The organism is Adhaeribacter aerolatus, assembly GCF_007991635.1.
Classification (GTDB): Bacteria; Bacteroidota; Bacteroidia; order Cytophagales; family Hymenobacteraceae; genus Adhaeribacter; species Adhaeribacter aerolatus.
This window is the reverse complement of the sequence record NZ_BJYS01000042.1, coordinates 60,910-79,831: the sequence shown is the minus strand read 5'-3', so window position 1 is coordinate 79,831 and position 18,922 is coordinate 60,910. Positions and strand designations below refer to the sequence as shown.

14 protein-coding genes are annotated in these 18,922 nt (G+C 43.8%); 12 read left to right on the top strand and 2 right to left on the bottom strand.

The genetic code is table 11. From position 1 onward, the window contains the following. Positions 1-166 precede the first annotated feature (166 nt). Positions 167-1,384, bottom strand: a complete 1,218-nt coding sequence (locus AAE02nite_RS21915; protein ID WP_146903237.1) for an aminopeptidase — start codon at positions 1,382-1,384, stop codon at positions 167-169. 575 nt (positions 1,385-1,959) lie between these two features. Between AAE02nite_RS21915 and AAE02nite_RS21910 the strand changes: the two genes are divergently transcribed. The 10 genes from AAE02nite_RS21910 to AAE02nite_RS21865 all read left to right on the top strand — a co-directional run bounded on the left by AAE02nite_RS21910 (position 1,960) and on the right by AAE02nite_RS21865 (position 15,020). Then, the gene (locus tag AAE02nite_RS21910) at positions 1,960-2,328 is read left to right on the top strand and encodes a hypothetical protein (protein WP_146903234.1); all 369 of its coding nucleotides are present in this window, start codon (positions 1,960-1,962) and stop codon (positions 2,326-2,328) included. Positions 2,329-2,421: 93 nt separating this feature from the next. Then, entirely contained in the window at positions 2,422-3,990 is a 1,569-nt protein-coding gene (locus AAE02nite_RS21905; RefSeq protein WP_146903229.1) for a type I restriction-modification system subunit M, read from the top strand. An 81-nt stretch (positions 3,991-4,071) separates the two neighbouring features. After that, a complete protein-coding gene (locus tag AAE02nite_RS21900) occupies positions 4,072-5,541 on the top strand; it encodes a hypothetical protein (protein ID WP_146903226.1) in 1,470 nt (489 codons plus the stop codon). A gap of 304 nt (positions 5,542-5,845) precedes the next feature. Further along, positions 5,846-6,910, top strand: a complete 1,065-nt coding sequence (locus AAE02nite_RS21895; protein WP_146903222.1) for an SH3 domain-containing protein — start codon at positions 5,846-5,848, stop codon at positions 6,908-6,910. Positions 6,911-6,947: 37 nt separating this feature from the next. Beyond that, on the top strand, positions 6,948-7,874 hold the full coding sequence (locus AAE02nite_RS21890) for a hypothetical protein (RefSeq protein ID WP_146903218.1): 927 nt from the start codon (positions 6,948-6,950) through the stop codon (positions 7,872-7,874). Between the two features lie 221 nt (positions 7,875-8,095). Beyond that, on the top strand, positions 8,096-8,902 hold the full coding sequence (locus AAE02nite_RS26900) for a type I restriction endonuclease (protein ID WP_262713476.1): 807 nt from the start codon (positions 8,096-8,098) through the stop codon (positions 8,900-8,902). An 11-nt stretch (positions 8,903-8,913) separates the two neighbouring features. Beyond that, positions 8,914-11,214, top strand: a complete 2,301-nt coding sequence (locus AAE02nite_RS26895; protein ID WP_262713475.1) for a type I restriction endonuclease subunit R — start codon at positions 8,914-8,916, stop codon at positions 11,212-11,214. A gap of 505 nt (positions 11,215-11,719) precedes the next feature. Beyond that, entirely contained in the window at positions 11,720-12,583 is an 864-nt protein-coding gene (locus tag AAE02nite_RS21875) for a chromate resistance protein ChrB domain-containing protein (RefSeq protein WP_146903215.1), read from the top strand. A 70-nt stretch (positions 12,584-12,653) separates the two neighbouring features. After that, the gene (chrA, locus tag AAE02nite_RS21870; RefSeq protein ID WP_146903212.1) at positions 12,654-14,018 is read left to right on the top strand and encodes a chromate efflux transporter; all 1,365 of its coding nucleotides are present in this window, start codon (positions 12,654-12,656) and stop codon (positions 14,016-14,018) included. Positions 14,019-14,033: 15 nt separating this feature from the next. Further along, positions 14,034-15,020 carry a DUF1259 domain-containing protein gene (locus tag AAE02nite_RS21865; RefSeq protein WP_146903209.1) on the top strand — a complete coding sequence of 329 codons (987 nt, stop codon included), beginning with the start codon at positions 14,034-14,036 and terminating at the stop codon, positions 15,018-15,020. 249 nt (positions 15,021-15,269) lie between these two features. Here AAE02nite_RS21865 and AAE02nite_RS21860 read toward each other — a convergent pair whose 3' ends face one another. Then, positions 15,270-15,473 (bottom strand): hypothetical protein, encoded by a 204-nt coding sequence (locus AAE02nite_RS21860; RefSeq protein ID WP_146903205.1) that lies wholly within the window; start codon positions 15,471-15,473, stop codon positions 15,270-15,272. 418 nt (positions 15,474-15,891) lie between these two features. On the opposite strand from AAE02nite_RS21860, the gene AAE02nite_RS21855 reads away from it, so the two are divergent. Beyond that, a complete protein-coding gene (locus AAE02nite_RS21855; RefSeq protein ID WP_146903202.1) occupies positions 15,892-17,613 on the top strand; it encodes a hypothetical protein in 1,722 nt (573 codons plus the stop codon). Between the two features lie 284 nt (positions 17,614-17,897). Then, entirely contained in the window at positions 17,898-18,776 is an 879-nt protein-coding gene (locus AAE02nite_RS21850) for a sugar phosphate isomerase/epimerase family protein (protein WP_246151217.1), read from the top strand. Positions 18,777-18,922: the final 146 nt, after the last annotated feature.

Here is an 18,922-nt window from a genome sequence, read left to right as displayed (position 1 = left end):
GTTCCCATCAACCATTAATGAAAGCATGCCCAACCAGCCTGGAGCTGAAAAGCAAGACAAGCGGCCGGGCAGCCACCAGAAATCAGGAACCAAGTAATATTTCGGGTTAGCTAATCGTTAAGGAATAAGATATTGGCTAAAAGGCCTAACGGCGGTGGCGGCCGCTTTATTTAACGCTGGCTACAGAATTGAGTACCAGTTTGCCGTCTTTCAAAATAATTTTTCCATCTACAGTTACAGTGGCATTTTCTATGGGTAGTGCAAAGCCATCTTTTACTTTGTTGGCGCCTCCCATCCAGTCGTTGCCCCCCAACTGAATATACACCATGCCTTCGGCTTCGTAAGGGCGGAAATCCTGTTGGGTATCGCTGAGTACTTTCAGCGCCGGGTTTAGCCCAATCATTAAGCCGCCAAACTGGGTAGCCATGGGTTCAGCCACTTTTAACTTTTTATCCAGAAAAGCCTGGTTAGTGGTTGCGGTGGCTTGGGCTACTTTGCCGTTTTCGAAGGTGTAAGCGGCATTTGTTAATTTTACCTGCCCCTGGTTGCCGTACTGGCGATCCCGAACAGCCACTATTTTGCCTTTGCCCGAGCTTTCGTCGCCCGAAACAAAGAGCATACCGGTCGGTAACGAAACCTGCCGATCTATCTCCAGCGAACTTTTTAAATCGGCTTCCGAAATAACGCCGTCGTTAATAGAAAAAGGCCGGCCCGCTAAGGCAAAACTAAAGTTGGTGCCGTTGGGGTTGGTAACTTTTACTTGTTTGCCCGTTAGCAGCAGCGCGCCTAATTGCTTGCCTTTGGCCGCCATGACTTCGTAATCGGCAGCCATGGCGGCCAATATCATTTTTTCGTAAGTGGCGTAAGCAATGCCTTCACTTGCGGCATCTTTTTGGTTCGGCAGCATTACGTACACTTCCCGGAAAGTAGCCATGTTTTCGGGCACCCCGTTATGAAACGCCTGCATGGCCTGCCGCCGTTTTTCGCCGTATGCCTCCGGCACCTGCTGGTTAATAGCATTGTAATCGATATTAGACGAAAAATAAATGGTTAGGTCGGCTTTGTTATCCAGTTTATGAATAGCTTTATGGTGCGCCAGTAAATCGGCTTCGGGCACACTTAACATAGCGGCCTTTGCCAACCTTTCGGATTGCAGCATAATAACCGGGTATGCGCCTTTCTGATGGATTTGCTCGCCCAGGGCATCCATCAAATCCAGTTGCGATTTATCGCCTTTTAAAATTACGGTTTCGCCGGCTTTTACATGGGCTACCGTAGTAACCAGCCGGTTTACCAGGGCCGCCGTGGGCACACTAGAATTTTGAGCCGCCAAAGATAAACTAGTGGTTAAGAAAAATCCGGTAAGTAATAGTTTTGCTTGCATACGACAGCAGTTTAGGATGGGAATTTTATGAATATTGCAGGTTCAGGAAAAGTCCTTTTCAGCTACCAGGTTAATAAAATAGCAGGCCTGGCTAAAAAAGAAAATGAAGCGCCAAAACTCCCAGCCTAAGTCTGGGCTAATTAAAGGTGTGAAAACGAGAAAGGAAATGGCAATTGCTTAAATAAACTTAACTGATTACCAGGAGAATAGCAAATAATACGTTCTTTAGTTTTTGAATAGAATACAATTTTATAAGGTTTAAAGTAAATTTATACGCAGAATTAATAATTATAGGACTTTCGCAAAATGGTTTTTTAACCTAGTAAATCCTCCCCCTTGCCCCCTCCAAAGGGGGACTTTTGATAATTTTGCGAAAGCCCTATATTGAAAATAAAGCATTTCTAATGCCGGTTATGCTCCGAGCCGCTTTAAAGTAATGCTTCTAAGATTTTTACGGTAGCTTGTACCTTACTCCGGGTAAGCCAAATACCTAATTATAGGTATTTTTAATTATACCCATTAGCCTATATTTGGCCCATTAAATCCGGAACCGCTGACCAGGAAAGCCATTGCCCATGCGAAAACTTTTACTTAGCCTTTTCTTCCTTTTACTAACCCTGGTGGCGGTACACGCCCAAACGGTTTACAAAACCCGGACGGGCGCCAAATACCACGTGGCCACCTGCGGCTATCTCAAAAGTTCTTTTGCTATTAACATTCAGGCGGCGCTGGCCGAAGGGTTAACCGCCTGCTCGGTGTGCAAACCCGGTAATGGCCCGGCAACGCCCCAGCCAACCGTTACGCCGATAAATAATTTGGTACCGGCAGCAGCAACCTCCGGCGAAACCAGAGGAGAATCGGTGCAATGCGCTGGTACCACCAAAGCCGGAGCCCGGTGCCGCCGCCTGACCCGGGCCGCTAGTGGCCGTTGCTACCAACATTAAAAATATTTAATATTCTTTCAGGGCATTTGCCAATCAGCAAAGGATATTTTCCTTACATTAAGACCTCAATAAAATACCAGACCAATTTTTTACATGGCCAAAAAGAATACCCCGAGTACCAAACCAAAAGCCGATATAGATTTTGAAAACGAGTTGTGGAATGCCGCCAACGAGTTGCGCGGTGCCGTAGCCGAAAACCAGTATAAAGATTACGTATTGTCGTTGTTGTTCCTGAAGCATTTATCGGAGCGGTACGAAATCCGGAAACAGGAATTGCAAGGGCGGGTTTTAGAGGAAACTGGAGGGGCGCAAAGCTTTGCGCACTTCTCTGCCGAACAACAGGCCGCCTATTTATCGGAAGTGCTGGACGATGAACTGGAATACCAGGTAAAAAATGTGTATCGGTTGCCCCCCGAAGCTACCTGGACTTACCTGCGCGAAAACGCCGAACAGGACGATATAAAAGTAAAGGTAGATAAAGCCTTTGTAACCATAAACGACATCCTGAGCGCCCGCAACCCCGATTTTGCCGGTGTACTGGAACCCATTTTTGTCAGAAGCCAGTTATCGCCTACCCAGGTAGCGGGCCTTATTAATTTGTTTTCGCAGGATAAGTTCTCGGAGGTAAACAACCCCGAAAGCGATATTTACGGCCGGGTGTACGAATATTACATTGGCAAATTTGCCATGGCCGAAGGCTCCGGTGCCGGGCAGTTTTTTACGCCGGGCTCGGTGGTGCGTTTGCTCGTAGAAATGATAGAACCCCTGCGCGGCCGTATCCTGGATTTGGCCTGCGGCAGCGGCGGCATGTTTGTGCAAAGTTTAAAATTTGGGCAGGCCCACGGCGGCGATAAAAACGATATTTCTATTTACGGCCAGGAACGCTACGAAGGCACCCTGCGCCTCTGCAAAATGAATTTGCTTTTGCGCAACCTCTCCTTTGAGGTAAAGCTCGGCGACTCGCTCCTGACCGACAAGTTCCCCGACCTGAAGGCCGATTACGCCCTCATGAACCCGCCGTTTAATATTTCTAACTGGCACCCCGAACTGCTGCCCGAAAACGACCCGCGTTTGTTTGGGGCCAAAGAACTGTTTACCACCCCCGGCAACGCCAACTACATGTGGTTCCAGACCATCTGGCACCATTTAAGTGCACGCGGCACGGGCTGCGTGGTAATGGCCAATGGTGCCATGGCCTCCGGGAAGGCCGGCGAAAAAAACGTGCGCGAATACATGCTCCGCCACCACATGGTAGATTGCATTGTGCTAATGCCCGATAAACTATTCCTGACCACCGGCATACCCGCCTGCCTGTTTATATTAAGCAAAAACCGCGACGGCCGCAACGGCGAACACCGCCAGCGCCAACAGGAAGTATTGTTTATAGATGCCCGCAAACTGGGCCAGATGGCCAGCCGCCGCTTGCGCGTTTTCCACGACGAAGATATTGCCAAAATAGCCGATACCTACCACCAGTGGCGCAACCTGAACGGCAGCTATACAGATATGGATGGCTTCTGCAAAGCCGCTACCCTCCCCGAAATAGAAGCCAATAATTTTGTGCTTTCACCGGGCCGTTACGTGGGTTCCGAAGCCGAAGAAACAGATGGCGTTCCTTTTGAAGAAAAGATGAAAAACCTAACTACCGAAATTGCCTCCTAGTTTGTCGGAAGCGCGCTGCTGGAAAAAAAGATCCGAGTAAATTTGGCGAAAAGAGGGGTGAGGTTTAGAAAATATATATCTATGAAAATTGATTTGGAGCAGAAATCTAAAGAGCTCAAGAATATTGTTGCTCAATTTGACACTTCGTTATTTCTTGGGGATTTAAGTAGTATGAAGCAATTTATTTCCTTTGATAATCCAATAGATTCATTAAAAGGGTTAACCTCTCCACTTCGACAGTTATATTATGTGGCTGGGTTAAACGCCACTTCAAACCCGAACTCAGGAAATAATTTAAGGAATAAATTTTCAGAAGAAGATTGGTTACAAATTAAATCTCTACTAATTGAGATCGAGGAAGGTTATGTTCAATATTTTCTACCTGAAGAATCGACCGAGATTAATGAAGATTGGGTTAAACGTAGGAGAGTTGCAATGCCATCCTTCTTAAATTTTTTTAATCAAGCTGCATTAAATTATGAAGAGCAAGTAATTGAAAGGATAAAGTTGTATTTCACTCCATTAGAAAAGGAAATAATTAACCATTTTGGTCTTAGTATAGAAGATTTTATTTCGATTTATAATTATATTGATTCAGTGCCTAATAAATATTTAGAAGAAAAAATACATAAAAAGGACGATCAGCCAACTTGGGAAGAGTTTGCACAATCAATGATAGATCAAAATGTCATGCCAGATAAATGGCAGGAACATATGCCTGATCATTTTACCAATTTCTTCAATTTTATGTATGATCATGGAAGTATGATGAGATTTACTTTTGAAGAAGTGGAAGAAAAATTTGGCACCGAAAAAGCCAAAGCATTTCTTGATACTTTTACAATTTCAAGGAAAGAAAATGATTTTTTATTCTATACAGATAAAAACCCGCTACTTTCTAAACCTCTTTATAAGGTTATTGAAAATGAATATCAATGTATGGAATTTAAACAAGTTGCACATGCAATTTACGATACACTATTTGAATTCTGCTTTATTAATAACAAATTAAAAGAAAAATTGCTCGCGATTCGTGGCAAGAAATTCGAAGATAAAATAATAGAGGTTTTTCAAAACTTTTTCAATAATAAAGCAATAGTTCATAAAGGATTTTACACTCAAGATGGACATGAACAAGATTTACTTTTTTTGGTAGATGGTGCTGCCTTTATTGTAGAAGCAAAGTCTTCCAAAAGAAAAGAACCTAAGCGAAATCCGGATAGGGCATACCCATTTATTATTGCAAATTTTAATGAAACAATCCAAAAAGGTTATGACCAAGCCTACCGAGTAAAAGAAAAATTTTTGAATAAGGAAATTTTAAAGATTTATAAAGATCAAAAACTTCAAAACCATATTATTGATTTAAAAACAAAAAATTACCATAGTTATTTCTCCATTATTGTTACTCAGGAAGTATTTGGCTATATACAAATTGATTTAAGTGAATTACTCGAAATTTGGGAAGATGATACTTTTCCTTGGAGTGTTGGGGTTGATGATTTAGAAGTGTTGTTTTTATTTTTGAAGAAGAGCCGAAAATCAACATGAGATTTTATAAATTTTTTGCGAATAAGGGAAGGTCTACATGGGAGTTTAATTGCTAATGATGAACTTGATATATGCGGGGGAATTATTACTAATAAAATAAATGGAAAAATTAAAGATATAGATCACCCATTAGTTATACCACCTACTTTTTCCGGACTATTTGATTCATTATATAGGAAGGGTGGTTTAGGTTTTAAGGAAGAGAAAAACATGAAGTATAAGACAGATGACAGGTATTATATTCTGGGAAGCTGAATATTTGATAAATTAAGAAATTAGATAGATATTAAAAGAGAGCAATAGTATGAATTTAGATAATATTGAAGACCTTATTAATTCTTTGAATAAACAAAATAAAAGTTTAACCAGCTTATTATCTGGGAATATGGCGCAAAATTTAACTAAAATTTCTTCATTACATTCGCCTGTCAAAGTGAATCCCTTAATGGCTACTTCATTATCCAATTTAGCCAAGTCATTTTCTCAACCTTCGATAGCTGATTCAGTTATTAAAGCCATTGCGTCTACAAATTACATTGCAAATATTGCCAAAACAACCAACACCCTTTCAAATAAGGAATTATCAAACATGGTTGCAATTCAGGGCTTAAGTAGTTCTTTACATAAAATCATTAACAATAACCCCAATTTAAATACAACTCTATCAAGTGTATTTCAAACGCAATTATCACTATCACAATCACTAAATAATATAATAAAGAATTCACCGAAAGACCTTTTCAATCAAAACAAGGCAATTAGTGTAGCAATTCAAGGTATTTCAAGTTCATATTTGAACAGCCTTATAAAAAATGAACAATGGAGTGAAATGGAAGAATTTGAAAACACTACTGAATCCATTGTGAATGCTACGGCGCATCTTCCACAAGATGAAGCAGTTTCAGTTGTCGATTATTTAAGCAATTTAAGAGATGGGATAGCTCAAAGTTTAACCATACAATATCACAAAGTTAAAAGCCCAAAGGTTAGGCAATTTATAATTGACCTTATGTCCACCATTGGATTCCTATTAGCTATTTACACCTTTGCAAATCCAGAGAAACAACTAACTCAGGAAGATTTTAGATTGGCTATTAGACAGGAACTATCAATCAAAGAGGAAGACATAAATAAACTGGTCGAATATAGAGTTAGCCAATTGTATTCACAAAGAATAGCTAAAACAAATGTTAACCTCAGATTTTCAAATAAGAAGAATAGTTCTAGAATTGGATTAGTATTAAAAGGGCAAATTGTTTTTGTAATAGAGGTTCGTGGCAAATGGATTCTTATTTCCTATTTGGACAGTCAATCTAAAAAGCCAATGTCTGGATTCGTTTACAAAAAATATTTTACGGTAAATCAATAGAAGGCTAAATTATATTGTGTATTGAACATTGCTAATAATGAAGAAGCCAGTAAAGGATATTGAAGATCTAAATGCAGAATTTAAAAAATTAAATGAAAAGGAAGAACTTTTGGAGAAACGGTTCATGGCTATTGCTATGGACTATCAGCATTATATCGATAATTCTTGGGGACAAGAGCAAATTTATGAGTTAAGAGATAATGTGCTGTATAGATTCTTTTCTGCAAAACTTCATACAGAATTATTAATGCGGCAACATTTTGCAATCGAACATAGATTTAATGAATTGTTTAAAATAGATCCTAATAAAATTTTAGGAGATTATTATCCAAGCAATCCATATTTTGACCATTCTGAAAAGGAAGTTTCAGCAATTTTCGATAGCATTCTTTATCATGTGGTTTCCATTTTTGATTATTTAAGTACACTATCAAATTATGTTTGTGGCGACAAGCAAAATCGCCATGACACTTTAATGTGGAATCAATTAACTAGGTGTGCAAGAGATCCTAATAATCATTTTGGTAAAAAGCCTATTTCTAAAATCATTAAAGATCTTGATAATCAATTTATCAATAAACTTTATGGACACAGGTCATTTTTGATTCATAAAAAAGCAGATTTAAACCGTTATGCATTTACTTTTCAGTTAGGTAAGGAAAATACAATGACCGCTAGGTTTATAGCTTCGGAAAAATTTACAAAGCAATTCAAAGAACTTAAAAAATTAACTGAGGAATACTACCTAACTACCAAGTTTATAGTTTTTTGGTTGTTGAATGAAACAATTGAAAGTGTTACTGATCTATTATTTGGCTTAAAAAAAGAAATGGAAAGTAATCAACAAGTCTCTTTCGGCTTTTTAGGTTTGCACGATCCAAAAACTAATATGCTTCTTCCAGTATCATCTGCTTATTGGCATGAAGACCAATATCTTGAGAATTTAGAAAATGATAATTCTTAATTTTAAAGGACATACTTATAAATAAAACGCTAGGCTAAAACATTAAAAGTAACTGAAAAAGACTTAGATGATGCCGCTAATGGGTGGCTTTGGGGGTTTCTGCAATTCCGACACCAATAAGGTCCGAATTTAAAGCGACCTTTTTAATAAAGCCATACTTGAAGACACCTTCGAAGCCTTCCTGGCCCGCAGCTTCCCGCACGTAAGTAAAGCAGGAATTTTTGTTTAACCCCGGCACCGATATTTACAGCCAAAACCACGCGTTTCATTTAAAGCTCAGCAAAGGCCTGAGCAAAACCTGGAAAAACGAACAAGGCCAGCCCCAGTTCGAGCATTTCTACGCCCTTAACTACGAAGACGTCGCGCAAAACAGCTTTCTGGTCGTAAACCAGTTTACCGTACAAGGCAAAAATACCCGCCGCCCCGATTTAATCATTTTCATTAACGGCCTGCCCCTGGTGCTATTCGAGTTTAAAAACCCTTTCGACCAGGATACCACCGTTGATGCCGCTTTCAACCAGGTGCAGCATTACATCCAGGATATTCTGCGGGTATTCGAAACCAATGCCCTCACCATTATCAGCGATGGCTTTACCACCCTGCACGGCATGTTCAGCAGCGGCCTGGAGTGGTTCGCCGCCTGGAAAAGTACCGACGGCCGCGAAGTAGTAACCGACGATTTTGCCCTCGAAACCCTGATAAAAGGTTTACTGGTGCCAGAGCGTTTGCTGGCTTACATTCGGTTTTATATTTTTCACGAACTGGATAAAGGCCAGCTCCAAAAAAAAGGCGCCAAATACCACCAGTTTTTTGGCATCCAGTACGCCCTAGCCGAGACCAAAAAATCCATCCGTCCGCTCGGCGATGGCCGCATTGGCGTAATCTGGCATACCACCCGTTCGGGCAAAAGCATTACCATGGCTATTTATGCCGGTATTCTGCGCCAGCTACCCGAACTCAAAAACCCCACCATTGTGGTGCAGGTAGACCGCTTCGATTTAAACAAGCAGCTCTACGAAGAATTTTAGCCGCCAAAGATTTGGTCGGCGACGTAGCCTTGGCCCAAACCACCGACGAGTTACGCCAACTACTAAGCGGCGAAGGCGGCGGCGTGGTGTTCAGTACCATCGAGAAGTTCCGGTTAAAAGATACCGGCCCCGGCCTGCGCGAAGCCGAACACCCCATCCTGAGCCAGCGCGATAATATTATAGTCATTGCCGATGAATGCCACCGCACCCAGTACGGTTTAATAACCGGCTTCGCCAACAACCTGCGCAAAGCCTTGCCGCAAGCCTCGTTTATTGGTTTCACCGGCACCCCCGTCGATAGCAAAGACGCCGATACGGTAGCCGTTTTCGGGGAAATTATTCATACCTACGACATAAAACAGGCCACCGCCGATAAAGCCGTGGTGCCCATTTACTACGAGCCGCGCCTGGCCAAACTGCACCTGGGCAACGAGCAAATAGAAGAAGAAGCCGAAGAAATTACCACCGGCCTGGAAGAAAGCGATAAAAACAAAATTATGTGGGCGGCCATGGAAGATGCCGCCGGGGCCAAAGAACGCGTAGCCGCCATTGCCCGCGATATTCTAAGCCATTACCTGAACCGGACTGCCAACCTGCCTGGCAAAGCCATGGTGGTGTGCATGAGCCGCCGCAACTGCGTTCAACTATACGATGCCCTCACGGCCCTACCCAATTGCCCCGAAGTAGCCGTTATTATGACCACCAACATTGCCAAAGACCCGAAAGAGTGGAACCCGCACGTGCGCACCAAGGAGGCGATGGAAGAAGTAAAAACCCGCTTTAAAAACCCCGACGATACGTTGCAGATTGTAATTGTGCGGGATATGTGGCTCACCGGCTTCGATAACCCCGCGCTGCACACGCTGTACGTCGATAAAGTCATGAGCGGCCACAACCTCATCCAGGCCGTCAACCGCGTCGCCACCGTTTTCCGCGACAAACCCAGCGGCCTCATCGTAGACTACATCGGCATCGGCGACAAACTCCGCGACGCTACCAAAAAATACACCGGAGGCGGTGGCCAGGGTGCCGTTACCATCGATTTGGAAGAGGCTTTTGCATTAACCAAAGAAGTAATCCAGGACTTACAACAGCATTTACCCGAATATTTTTCCACGCCTATTGAACAGTCCCCCTTTGGAGGGGGCAGGGGGAGGACAACTACCTACACCAGTGCCGGAACCGTAGCCACCGCCGCCGAACCGCCTTTAACCTATACCTCCCCATCATCCGCAGTTTCCGGAGAGTCGCCGGTTTCGGGTACGCCGGGGCATAATCCTCCCCCAACCCCCTCCGAAGGGGGACAGCACGGCACACCAGTTTATGCGGCTTTAACCGGCGAATCGGTTTTGGAGCGGTTTGGGTGGTGTTATTTTAGCTGGCCTTATTTAAAGGAAGGTGATAAATTTAAGCTGGTGATGCGGGCAGTTAATATTTTGGTGGCCGATGAGGAAGTGTGTAAGCAATTTATGCAAAACGAGAAGAAACTCAGTGCGTTGGTACCCATTGTAAAAAGCCATCCGGCCATAAACAATATTGCGGTAGATGTATTGTTCTTTCAACATGTAGGCGCTGCCGTAAGGAAGATAAAATACCCGCAAACCAACATCAAGAAAAAAGAAGGCCAAATAAAAGAGCTCATCCACCGCAGCATCGAAAGCGAAGCCGTAATAGATGTGTTCCAGATGGCCGGCATCGAAAGCGAAGCCGTAATAGATGTGTTCCAGATGGCCGGCATCGACCGCTTCGATATCTCTATCATCAACGACGATTTCCTGGCTACGGCCAAAGAACAGAAAACCGGTAATGAGTTAAAACTGGAACTCCTGCTCCAGATTATAAACAATGAAATAAAAGTGCGTTCGCCCAAGAACCTGGTAAAATACCGCAAGCTAAAAGAAGAAGTCGAGAAAATCATCCAGGGCTACCACAACCATTTCTTCGACAGCTTAATTGCCATGCAAAAGATACGTGACGTAGCCACCAGCCTGCAAAACGAAGAAAAAATTCAGCAAAGCCTCGGCCTCACCGAAGACGAAGAAGCCTTCTACGAAATCCTGGCCAAGCACCCCAACGCCATCCACGATTTTGAGCTGATTAAGGAAATCGTGAAAGAAGTTACGAAGGTGATTAAGAAAAATGCCCAGCAACCGGATTGGTATAAGAAATCCGATACCAAAGCCCAGCTAATGCTGTCGGTAAAAAATATACTGCGCCGCAAAGGCATTACCGAAGAATTACAGGAAATGCTGGCCGAAATAATGGAGCAGGCGGAAGAGCGGTATAAAGAGTGGTCTTTTAAAGTAGCTTAACATATTTAGATTTGTTCAGGCTGAAAAATTTAAAGCGCCAGGGATTAAACCTTATTAACAATCTCCAGCAGGCTGACATTCTCTAAACAACTTAGAAACTATTACGCCAGAGAATAGATTTAAGGAGGCTGAAAAATACCTGCATGAATAGAATACCCGCCAAGCCTAACCTACCCCGGCAAAATCAGGCCATTGGTGAAGAAGCGGTTTAGCCTATTAATAATCGGCTACGCAGTGGTCCTTACCTTGTATTTTCACCGGCCAGTATCCGGGTAAAAACTTTAAATTTGGCAATGATAACACCACCAGGGGCTACCATTCTTGCATTTAGTTTAAATACGAAACAGCTTCGTGGTTTAAGAGTAAAAACCTAAAGGCGTGGAAAAGATGAAAAGGGAGAAAACCGTGGCTACATTCCCGGACCAGCTAACCCTTGAAACGTTAAAGAAGTAGGCTAGTTTAGTCGCTTAATCATGAACATGCCAGAAAACCAACAGAACATTTTATGAAATGGATTACCCGCGAACGCCCTAAAATAGACCGGCTGGCCTGCCCCTGGCTCATTAAAAGGTTTATCGATGCCGCGGCCGAAATCATTTATGTGCCCGAAAAAGAAGTTTTTACGCAGGCCAAATTGCTGCAAGCCACCCCGTTTGATGTGCCGGAAGTGGAGTTCAGCCATTACGAAGACCGGTGTACGTTTGATTATTTTCTGCAGAAATACAACCTGCAAGACCCGGCGCTGCATACCATGGCGCTGGTGATTCGTGGTGCCGATACCGACGACCACAGCATCAGCAGCCAATCGGCGGGTTTGTGGGCTATTTCGGCGGGCCTGGCTTATAACCTTAAAGATGATTATGAACTGTTAGCCCAGGGCCTAGTCATTTACGATGCTTTATACAGTTGGGCCAAATACCTGCAACAGGAAAAGCATACCCAAAATCCTACCGAAAATTTATTAATCCAGGTTTTTCGCCGGTACCTGGCCGACCAGAAAAAAGAAGATAAAAAAATACCCGAGTGGGCCCTGCAGCTTAAAGAAACCATTCAGGACCAGATTGACACCAATTTAACCCTTAACTTAACCGCTATTTCGGAGGAACTCAACGTGCATCCGGCTTATTTATCGCGGCAGTTTTCCAAATATTTTGATAATCTCTCCTTCGGTGATTATATCCGCAAACTGCGTATTGATAAAGCCATTCATCTACTCCATCACACCAATCACTCCTTATCCGAAATTGCCTACTTAACCGGCTTTTCCGACCAAAGCCATTTCACCCGTATTTTCAAGAAGCATACCGGCCAGAATCCGTCCGGGTACAAAAAAAAATTACAAAAAGGTAAAAAGGATTCTAATAGTTAAATACATTCTATTTTAGAAGCTTTTAGCTTCTTATTCTTGCAACCAGAACCTATTTGCCCGTTAGATTACCATGAGCGAAATAATTTCGACACCACCACCGGTTGCTGTAGCTACTCCGCCAGTTACCAAACCCAGCTTTAAAGAAGCTTTTTACTTCTGGTTAAAGCTGGGCTTCATCAGCTTTGGAGGTCCGGCCGGGCAGATTGGCATTATGCACACGTTTCTGGTCGATCAGAAAAAATGGATTTCGGACCGCAAATTTTTACATGCCTTAAATTACTGTATGCTCCTGCCTGGTCCGGAAGCGCAGCAACTGGCTATATATATTGGCTGGTTATTGCACGGCACCATCGGCGGTATTGTGGCGGGTAGTTTGTTCGTGTTGCCTTCGGTGTTTATTCTAATGGGCTTAAGTACGATATATGTAGTATTTGGCAAAATTGCCTGGGTAGCCGCCTTGTTCTACGGCTTAAAACCGGCGGTGGTAGCTATTGTAATATTAGCTTTGATAAAAATTGGCAAGAAATCTTTGCTCAGTGTATTTCACGTAGTAATTGCCATTGCCTCCTTCATCGGAATATTCTTTTTAAATATTCCTTTCCCTTACATTATTCTGGGCGCCATTGCTTTGGGTTGGCTTGCTAAAAAGTTTTACCCGGCCTTGTTTAAAGAAACTAAATCGGCCAGCCAAATCTCGGCGAGCGAGCAGGAATATTACCTCAACATGGATTCGGAAGTGCCCGGTACGGGTTTTCACGGGGGCCGCTTTACCAAACAAGTGCTGGTTATTGGCATTTTATGGGTGGTGCCTTTTCTTTTTTTCAGTTTAAGCCAGGGGGCCGCTTTTTGGCAGCGTTTAATAAGTTTTTTCACGAAAGCCGCCTTTGTAACGGTGGGGGGCGCTTACGCCGTTTTGCCTTATGTGGCCCAGGTAGCCGTGGAAGATTTTAACTGGCTAACCAAACTCGAAATGATTGATGGTTTAGCGCTGGGCGAAACCACGCCCGGTCCGCTGATTATGGTATTAACCTTCGTGGGCTTTATGGCAGGGTATCACCACTTTGGCGGTTCCCTGGCCATGGGTGCCTTAGGACTGGTTACGACCACCTACTATACTTTTTTACCTTGCTTTTTGTTTATCCTGGCGGGTGCCCCTATCATTGAAAAAACCCAAAGCAACCAAAACGTAAAAGCTATTTTGAGTGTGGTAACTGCTGCTGTGGTGGGCGTAATTTTAAACTTAACGGTTTACTTTGCCCAAGTCGTTATTTTTCCGGAACAACGCTCATTCTCGGGTATCGACTATTTCAGCCTGGCCTGGATTATTATTTCCTTTATAGCCATGTACCGGTTTAAAATTGGTATGATTACCTGGATAATTATAAGCGCCTTAGCTGGTTTAACGTATTATCTACTAAATACTTTCGTTTTCTGAAATCCTTATCCAGCCATGAGCCACCAAAAATTATCCCGCCGGCAAGCTTTACGCGCCACTGCCTTCCTAGGCACCGCAGCCTTTATAAATATTCCTGCTACTGCGGCCTTGCCCGCCAAAGGCAAAACACCCCCATTATCGGCTACCGAAATTAGTGCCATTGAAACGGCGCTGGGTAAAAAAGGCACCTACAAGGAAGCCGAAGCGACCCATACCACGCCTTTACCCCGCAATGATTTAAAAGTAACAGTTAAAGGTCAGCCCGTACCGATTCCTTTTGGCTTTGGGGGTTGGGTATCAATTAAGAAAACAGTAGATGGCAATTCGGCTGTGCTCATGAGCGATACGGTTTTGCTGCAGGAAGAAGTGAACGCCTTAATTTCGGCTGCGCACGCCAACGGACTGGAAGTAAGTGCTATTCACAATCATTTCTTTTACGAAGAGCCGCGTATTTTTTACATGCACCTGCACGGTATGGGCAGCCCGGCCGGCCTGGCCAAAAAATATGCTGCTACTATCCGTCAAAGCAAAATATCTCCCGCCAACCAGCCACCAGCAATCGCCCCCGCCGGACCAACCGGTAAAGAAAACTTTGATTTGCCCGCCCTGGATGCCATAGTAAAATATACCGGCACGGTAAACGGCCCGACTTACAAATACACTGTGGGCCGCGCTGATTTAACCATTATGGCTATGGGTGCCGAAATGACGCCTTCCATTGGGTTAAATTCCTGGGCTTCCTTTGCCGGAGATAAAAACCAGGCCCATATTGCCGGCGATATAGCCATGCTGGAACCGGAAGTAAATGCGGTTATTAAGGCCCTGCGTCAGAATAACCTGGAAGTAGTAGCCCTGCACCATCACATGCTCGGCGATGACCCGCATATCATTTTCCTGCATTACTATGGTCAGGGGCCAGCTACTACCTTAGCGCAAGGTTTTCGGGCGGCACTGAATGAGTTGGGTAAACATGGGAAAGCTATGAGCCACTTGAAGCATTAAGCTTGCAAGAACTAAAAATAAGGATTATTGGCAAGTGGCTTATAATTGACTGCATTGCTTGCCTGTTGCGTTTCGAAAATATTCTCCGCTTTAAATTATTAGTTTGCTTTTAAATAAAAGCATATTTGCACCCAAACGCCCGCTCATACCAAATTCCTAAATAATTTTAATCTGTGGTCTGATGTTTATATTTACCTAGCGTGGGTCAATCACAATAGCTAATGTTCTTCTTTTGAAAGATTGCATCTTTCAAGGTGCAGGTGCTAACTCATAGCAAGAACCTAAGTAGCCTCCCGGCCGGCCGGCCCCGTTTGGCCACTCGGGCTGCTCATCTTCCCTTTCCTCCTGCGTCGGAATGCTAAAGCACCGGAAACCCAGAAGAGCATCTTCCAAAAGGCCCTCGCTGTCCAAACTGCTGTAGTATGCGCTTAGCTGCTGCCATACAAGGTTCAATCATTATTAAATACTAAACCTTCCCAACAAAGCTATTCCATTATGTTCCGGTTCGGCCGAACTCCTTCCCTGATTCAGGGAAGGTGCCCGAAGGGCGGAAGGGTTAATTTCATTCAGAAGAAAAGTTAAAAACCTATTGCACAGGCGAAAACAGCCGAAAAGGGAAAAACTAATAAATATTAAACCAGGACGGCCTAAAAAGAATCTTAATTCCAAATTAACGCTTAACCAAACTTTATAGAAGATGCACTTTATTTGAATGAGTATAAGAATCACTCTAAACTGGTCTGCTGGTAAGGATTCTGCGCCAACAACAGACACTTTCCTTATTTACCTCTACCAAATAATATTTCAGCCACGAAGCCCCGAAACTTCATTCGATTTATTATATTGTTCCTGATCCACCGCAATGAAAACTATGAAGCGCCGCACGTTTGTTAAAAATGGGTTAGTTGTCTGTTCAACCCCTTTTGTTCCATTTTTCATTACCAATAGCTGGGGAAAGAACCCGACTGCCCCAGTGCCGGAAAAACCTGCCTGGCTGGTAAAAATGATTCATTTAAACGATGAAAGAATAGAGAGCCACCAGAAGGTAAGAATAACGGATAAAAATAATCCGGCTTATGGTGGTATTCTGGATGGCAACGAAATAGCCCACGTGCATGCGGTTACCTCCTTTTTACAAGCCGGCATGTGCGGCTTGGTAAGCAAGGAGTCTAAATTTTATAACCATAAAGCATTAACCGGCGAACTGGTGCTCGCCGCCAAATATTTGCTGAAACTTCAGCACGCCGATGGCACCATTGATTTGTTTTCGACCAACTTTCACTCTACGCCGGATTTGGGTTTTATTGTGAAGTGGCTTAGCCCGGGTTACCGGTTGTTACAGCAGAGTTCTGTACCGGGTAAGAAAAGCTTGCTCCAGCCTTTGGGCGATTTTTTACAGAATGCAGGTAAGGCTTTAACGGTGGGGGGCATTCATACGCCTAATCATCGTTGGGTAATTTGTTCGGCCCTGGCCGGCTTGTACACCATTTGGCCGGAACCCGCCTACCGGCAAAGGGCGGAAACGTGGTTAAACGAGAAGATTGACATGGACCCGGATGGACAATACGAGGAAAAAAGCAGCTACATCTACTCTTCCTTAAGCGACCGGGTATTAATTGCTACGGCCCGGGGATTTAAAAAACCCGAATTGCTGGACTACGTGCGGAAAAACCTGGAGATGACCCTTTACTACATTCACCCGAACGGTGAAATTGTGACAGAAGCATCGGGCCGGCAGGATAATTCCATAATCGGTACGCTGGAAAATTATTACTATCCCTGTCGGTACATGGCCCTACAAGACCGAAATGGCCGGTTTGCTGCCGTTTGCCGCCTGATAGAAGAAACCGCTTTTCCGAAAACGGTCGGGTTCCTGTATTATTTTCTCGAAGACCCTACCCTTTGGCAGGAATTACCTTCTTCCTCCCCCTTACCCAGTAATTATGCCAAAGCTTTTCACACCTCGGGTCTGTTCCGAATCCGGCGCGACAATTACGATGCCTCTATCCTGCTGAATAACCCGGTGTTTTTTACCATGCATAAAAAGAATGCGGTTTTACAAGGCATCCGGTTAGCCAGTGCATTTTTCGGGAAGGGACAGTTCACGTCGGCGGATTACCGGGAAGATAACGGTGCCTACATTTTGGAGAGCAACCTGGAGGGACCTTATTACCAACCATTTCCTACCGATAAAATACCGGGCGATGGCATCTGGGCAAATATGCCACGCAACCAGCGGGCGCAATCGGAAGTGCAAAAACTAAAAACAATGGTTGCCATCCGGGAAATAGAAAAAGGCTTTGAACTGGAAATAGCGATTACGGGCACTGACCATGTGCCGCTGGCTTTGGAACTCATTTTCCGGCCGGGTGGGCAATTTTCCGGTGTGCAGGCCCATAACAACTTACCGGAGGTATATTTTTTAAAAGAAGGCCAGGGCAGTTACACCCTCAACGGCGACCAAATCCATTTTGGGCCCGGTGTTTACCAGCATAAATGGGTGGATATCCGGGGTGCTTTGCCCCGCACCAGTGCCCCTACTGTATTCCTAACCGGTTTTACACCCTTTAACCGTAAAATTCAGCTTACCTGATAATTCCGTATGGTATAAACCAGCTTTAGAGTTTATTTCTTTTCTATTATACAGGAATGAACCATTACATAAAAATATTACGGGTAAAACCAGTAGAACGAATATTGCCTGCTTTGCTTTCTAAACAACAGTTTCTGGTGGAATTCTTCCAATGCTATACGCTGACAACCAGAAGAATTTAATTTTCCCGAAGCTGGGAAATGCTTTTTTTATGGTTATGAAGGGTAACCAGGCAGAAATTATTTATTATTAAACGCTTTACAAACGAACTACAAAAACCGAATATGAAAAAACTAATGTATGCCTGCTTTTTCGGAGCAATGGCTTTTACCGCCTGTACGAGCAAAAAAAATTCTACTACAAGTGAAACAACTTCGACCACGACCGCGGCAGAGGTAACCAAAGACTGGAAACTAGGAGTGGCCTTATGGACTTTCCATACATTTAACTTTCCGGATGCCCTGGCTAAAGCCGATAGTGCCGGCCTGGAATATATTGAGCCGAATACCTTTCATAAGACTGGTCCGGCCTTAAAAGATTCGTTGGTTTTACAGCTTTCACCGGCCGGTATTAAAAAACTCAAAGCCCTCATCGACCAGCAAGGCCTCAAGGCTGAATCTATTTATATTATGGGCGATTCTACACTTGCCTCCTGGAAAAAGCAGTTCGATATTGCCAAACAACTGGGGGTAAAGTTTGTAACCGCGGAGCCGCCGGTAAAACTGTGGGATGGTATTGATAGCCTGGCCGGGGCTTACAATATTAAGGTAGCCATTCATGATCACTGGAAAGGCGTAAGCCATTACTGGCACCCGGATTCGGTATTAGCTGCCATTAAAGACCATCCTAATTTTGGAGCCTGCGCTGATTTGGGACACTGGCCGAAGAGCGGTATTAATCCGGTGGATGCGGTGAAAAAGCTAAACGGCCATATTATCGGGGTGCATTTAAAAGATATTGCGGCCTTCAACAATCCCCAATTAAAAGATGTACCGGTCGGCACCGGGGTAGTTGATTTCCCAGCCGTATTTGCGGAACTTCAAAAGCAGCAGTTCAGGGGACCCATTTATATCGAACGGGATGCCGAAGACCTGCCCAGCAACTTGCCGTCGGTTTTGCAAACAATTAAATATTACCAGGAACGGGTTAATCAACTACAGTAATCCCTAAGTATACCAAATAGTAAATAAGAGGTTCCATAGCACCTCCATCATTCTACAGAATTCGCAGAATTCCATAAGAATCTTCTGCTTGCGTCGGAAAACAGGTAATACATCATTCCTGGTATTTGCCTGTAACGCCTTCCAGG

Excerpts from the sequence above, each read along its gene's own strand:
- AAE02nite_RS21905 (WP_146903229.1), top strand. The coding sequence starts at position 2,422 with ATGGCCAAAAAGAATACCCCGAGTACCAAACCAAAAGCCGATATAGAT.
- AAE02nite_RS21875 (WP_146903215.1), top strand. The coding sequence starts at position 11,720 with ATGAAATGGATTACCCGCGAACGCCCTAAAATAGACCGGCTGGCCTGC.
- AAE02nite_RS21900 (WP_146903226.1), top strand. The coding sequence starts at position 4,072 with ATGAAAATTGATTTGGAGCAGAAATCTAAAGAGCTCAAGAATATTGTT.
- AAE02nite_RS21855 (WP_146903202.1), top strand. The coding sequence starts at position 15,892 with ATGAAGCGCCGCACGTTTGTTAAAAATGGGTTAGTTGTCTGTTCAACC.
- AAE02nite_RS21910 (WP_146903234.1), top strand. The coding sequence starts at position 1,960 with ATGCGAAAACTTTTACTTAGCCTTTTCTTCCTTTTACTAACCCTGGTG.
- AAE02nite_RS21850 (WP_246151217.1), top strand. The coding sequence starts at position 17,898 with ATGAAAAAACTAATGTATGCCTGCTTTTTCGGAGCAATGGCTTTTACC.
- AAE02nite_RS21915 (WP_146903237.1), bottom strand. The coding sequence starts at position 1,384 with ATGCAAGCAAAACTATTACTTACCGGATTTTTCTTAACCACTAGTTTA.
- AAE02nite_RS21890 (WP_146903218.1), top strand. The coding sequence starts at position 6,948 with ATGAAGAAGCCAGTAAAGGATATTGAAGATCTAAATGCAGAATTTAAA.
- chrA (WP_146903212.1), top strand. The coding sequence starts at position 12,654 with ATGAGCGAAATAATTTCGACACCACCACCGGTTGCTGTAGCTACTCCG.
- AAE02nite_RS21865 (WP_146903209.1), top strand. The coding sequence starts at position 14,034 with ATGAGCCACCAAAAATTATCCCGCCGGCAAGCTTTACGCGCCACTGCC.
- AAE02nite_RS21895 (WP_146903222.1), top strand. The coding sequence starts at position 5,846 with ATGAATTTAGATAATATTGAAGACCTTATTAATTCTTTGAATAAACAA.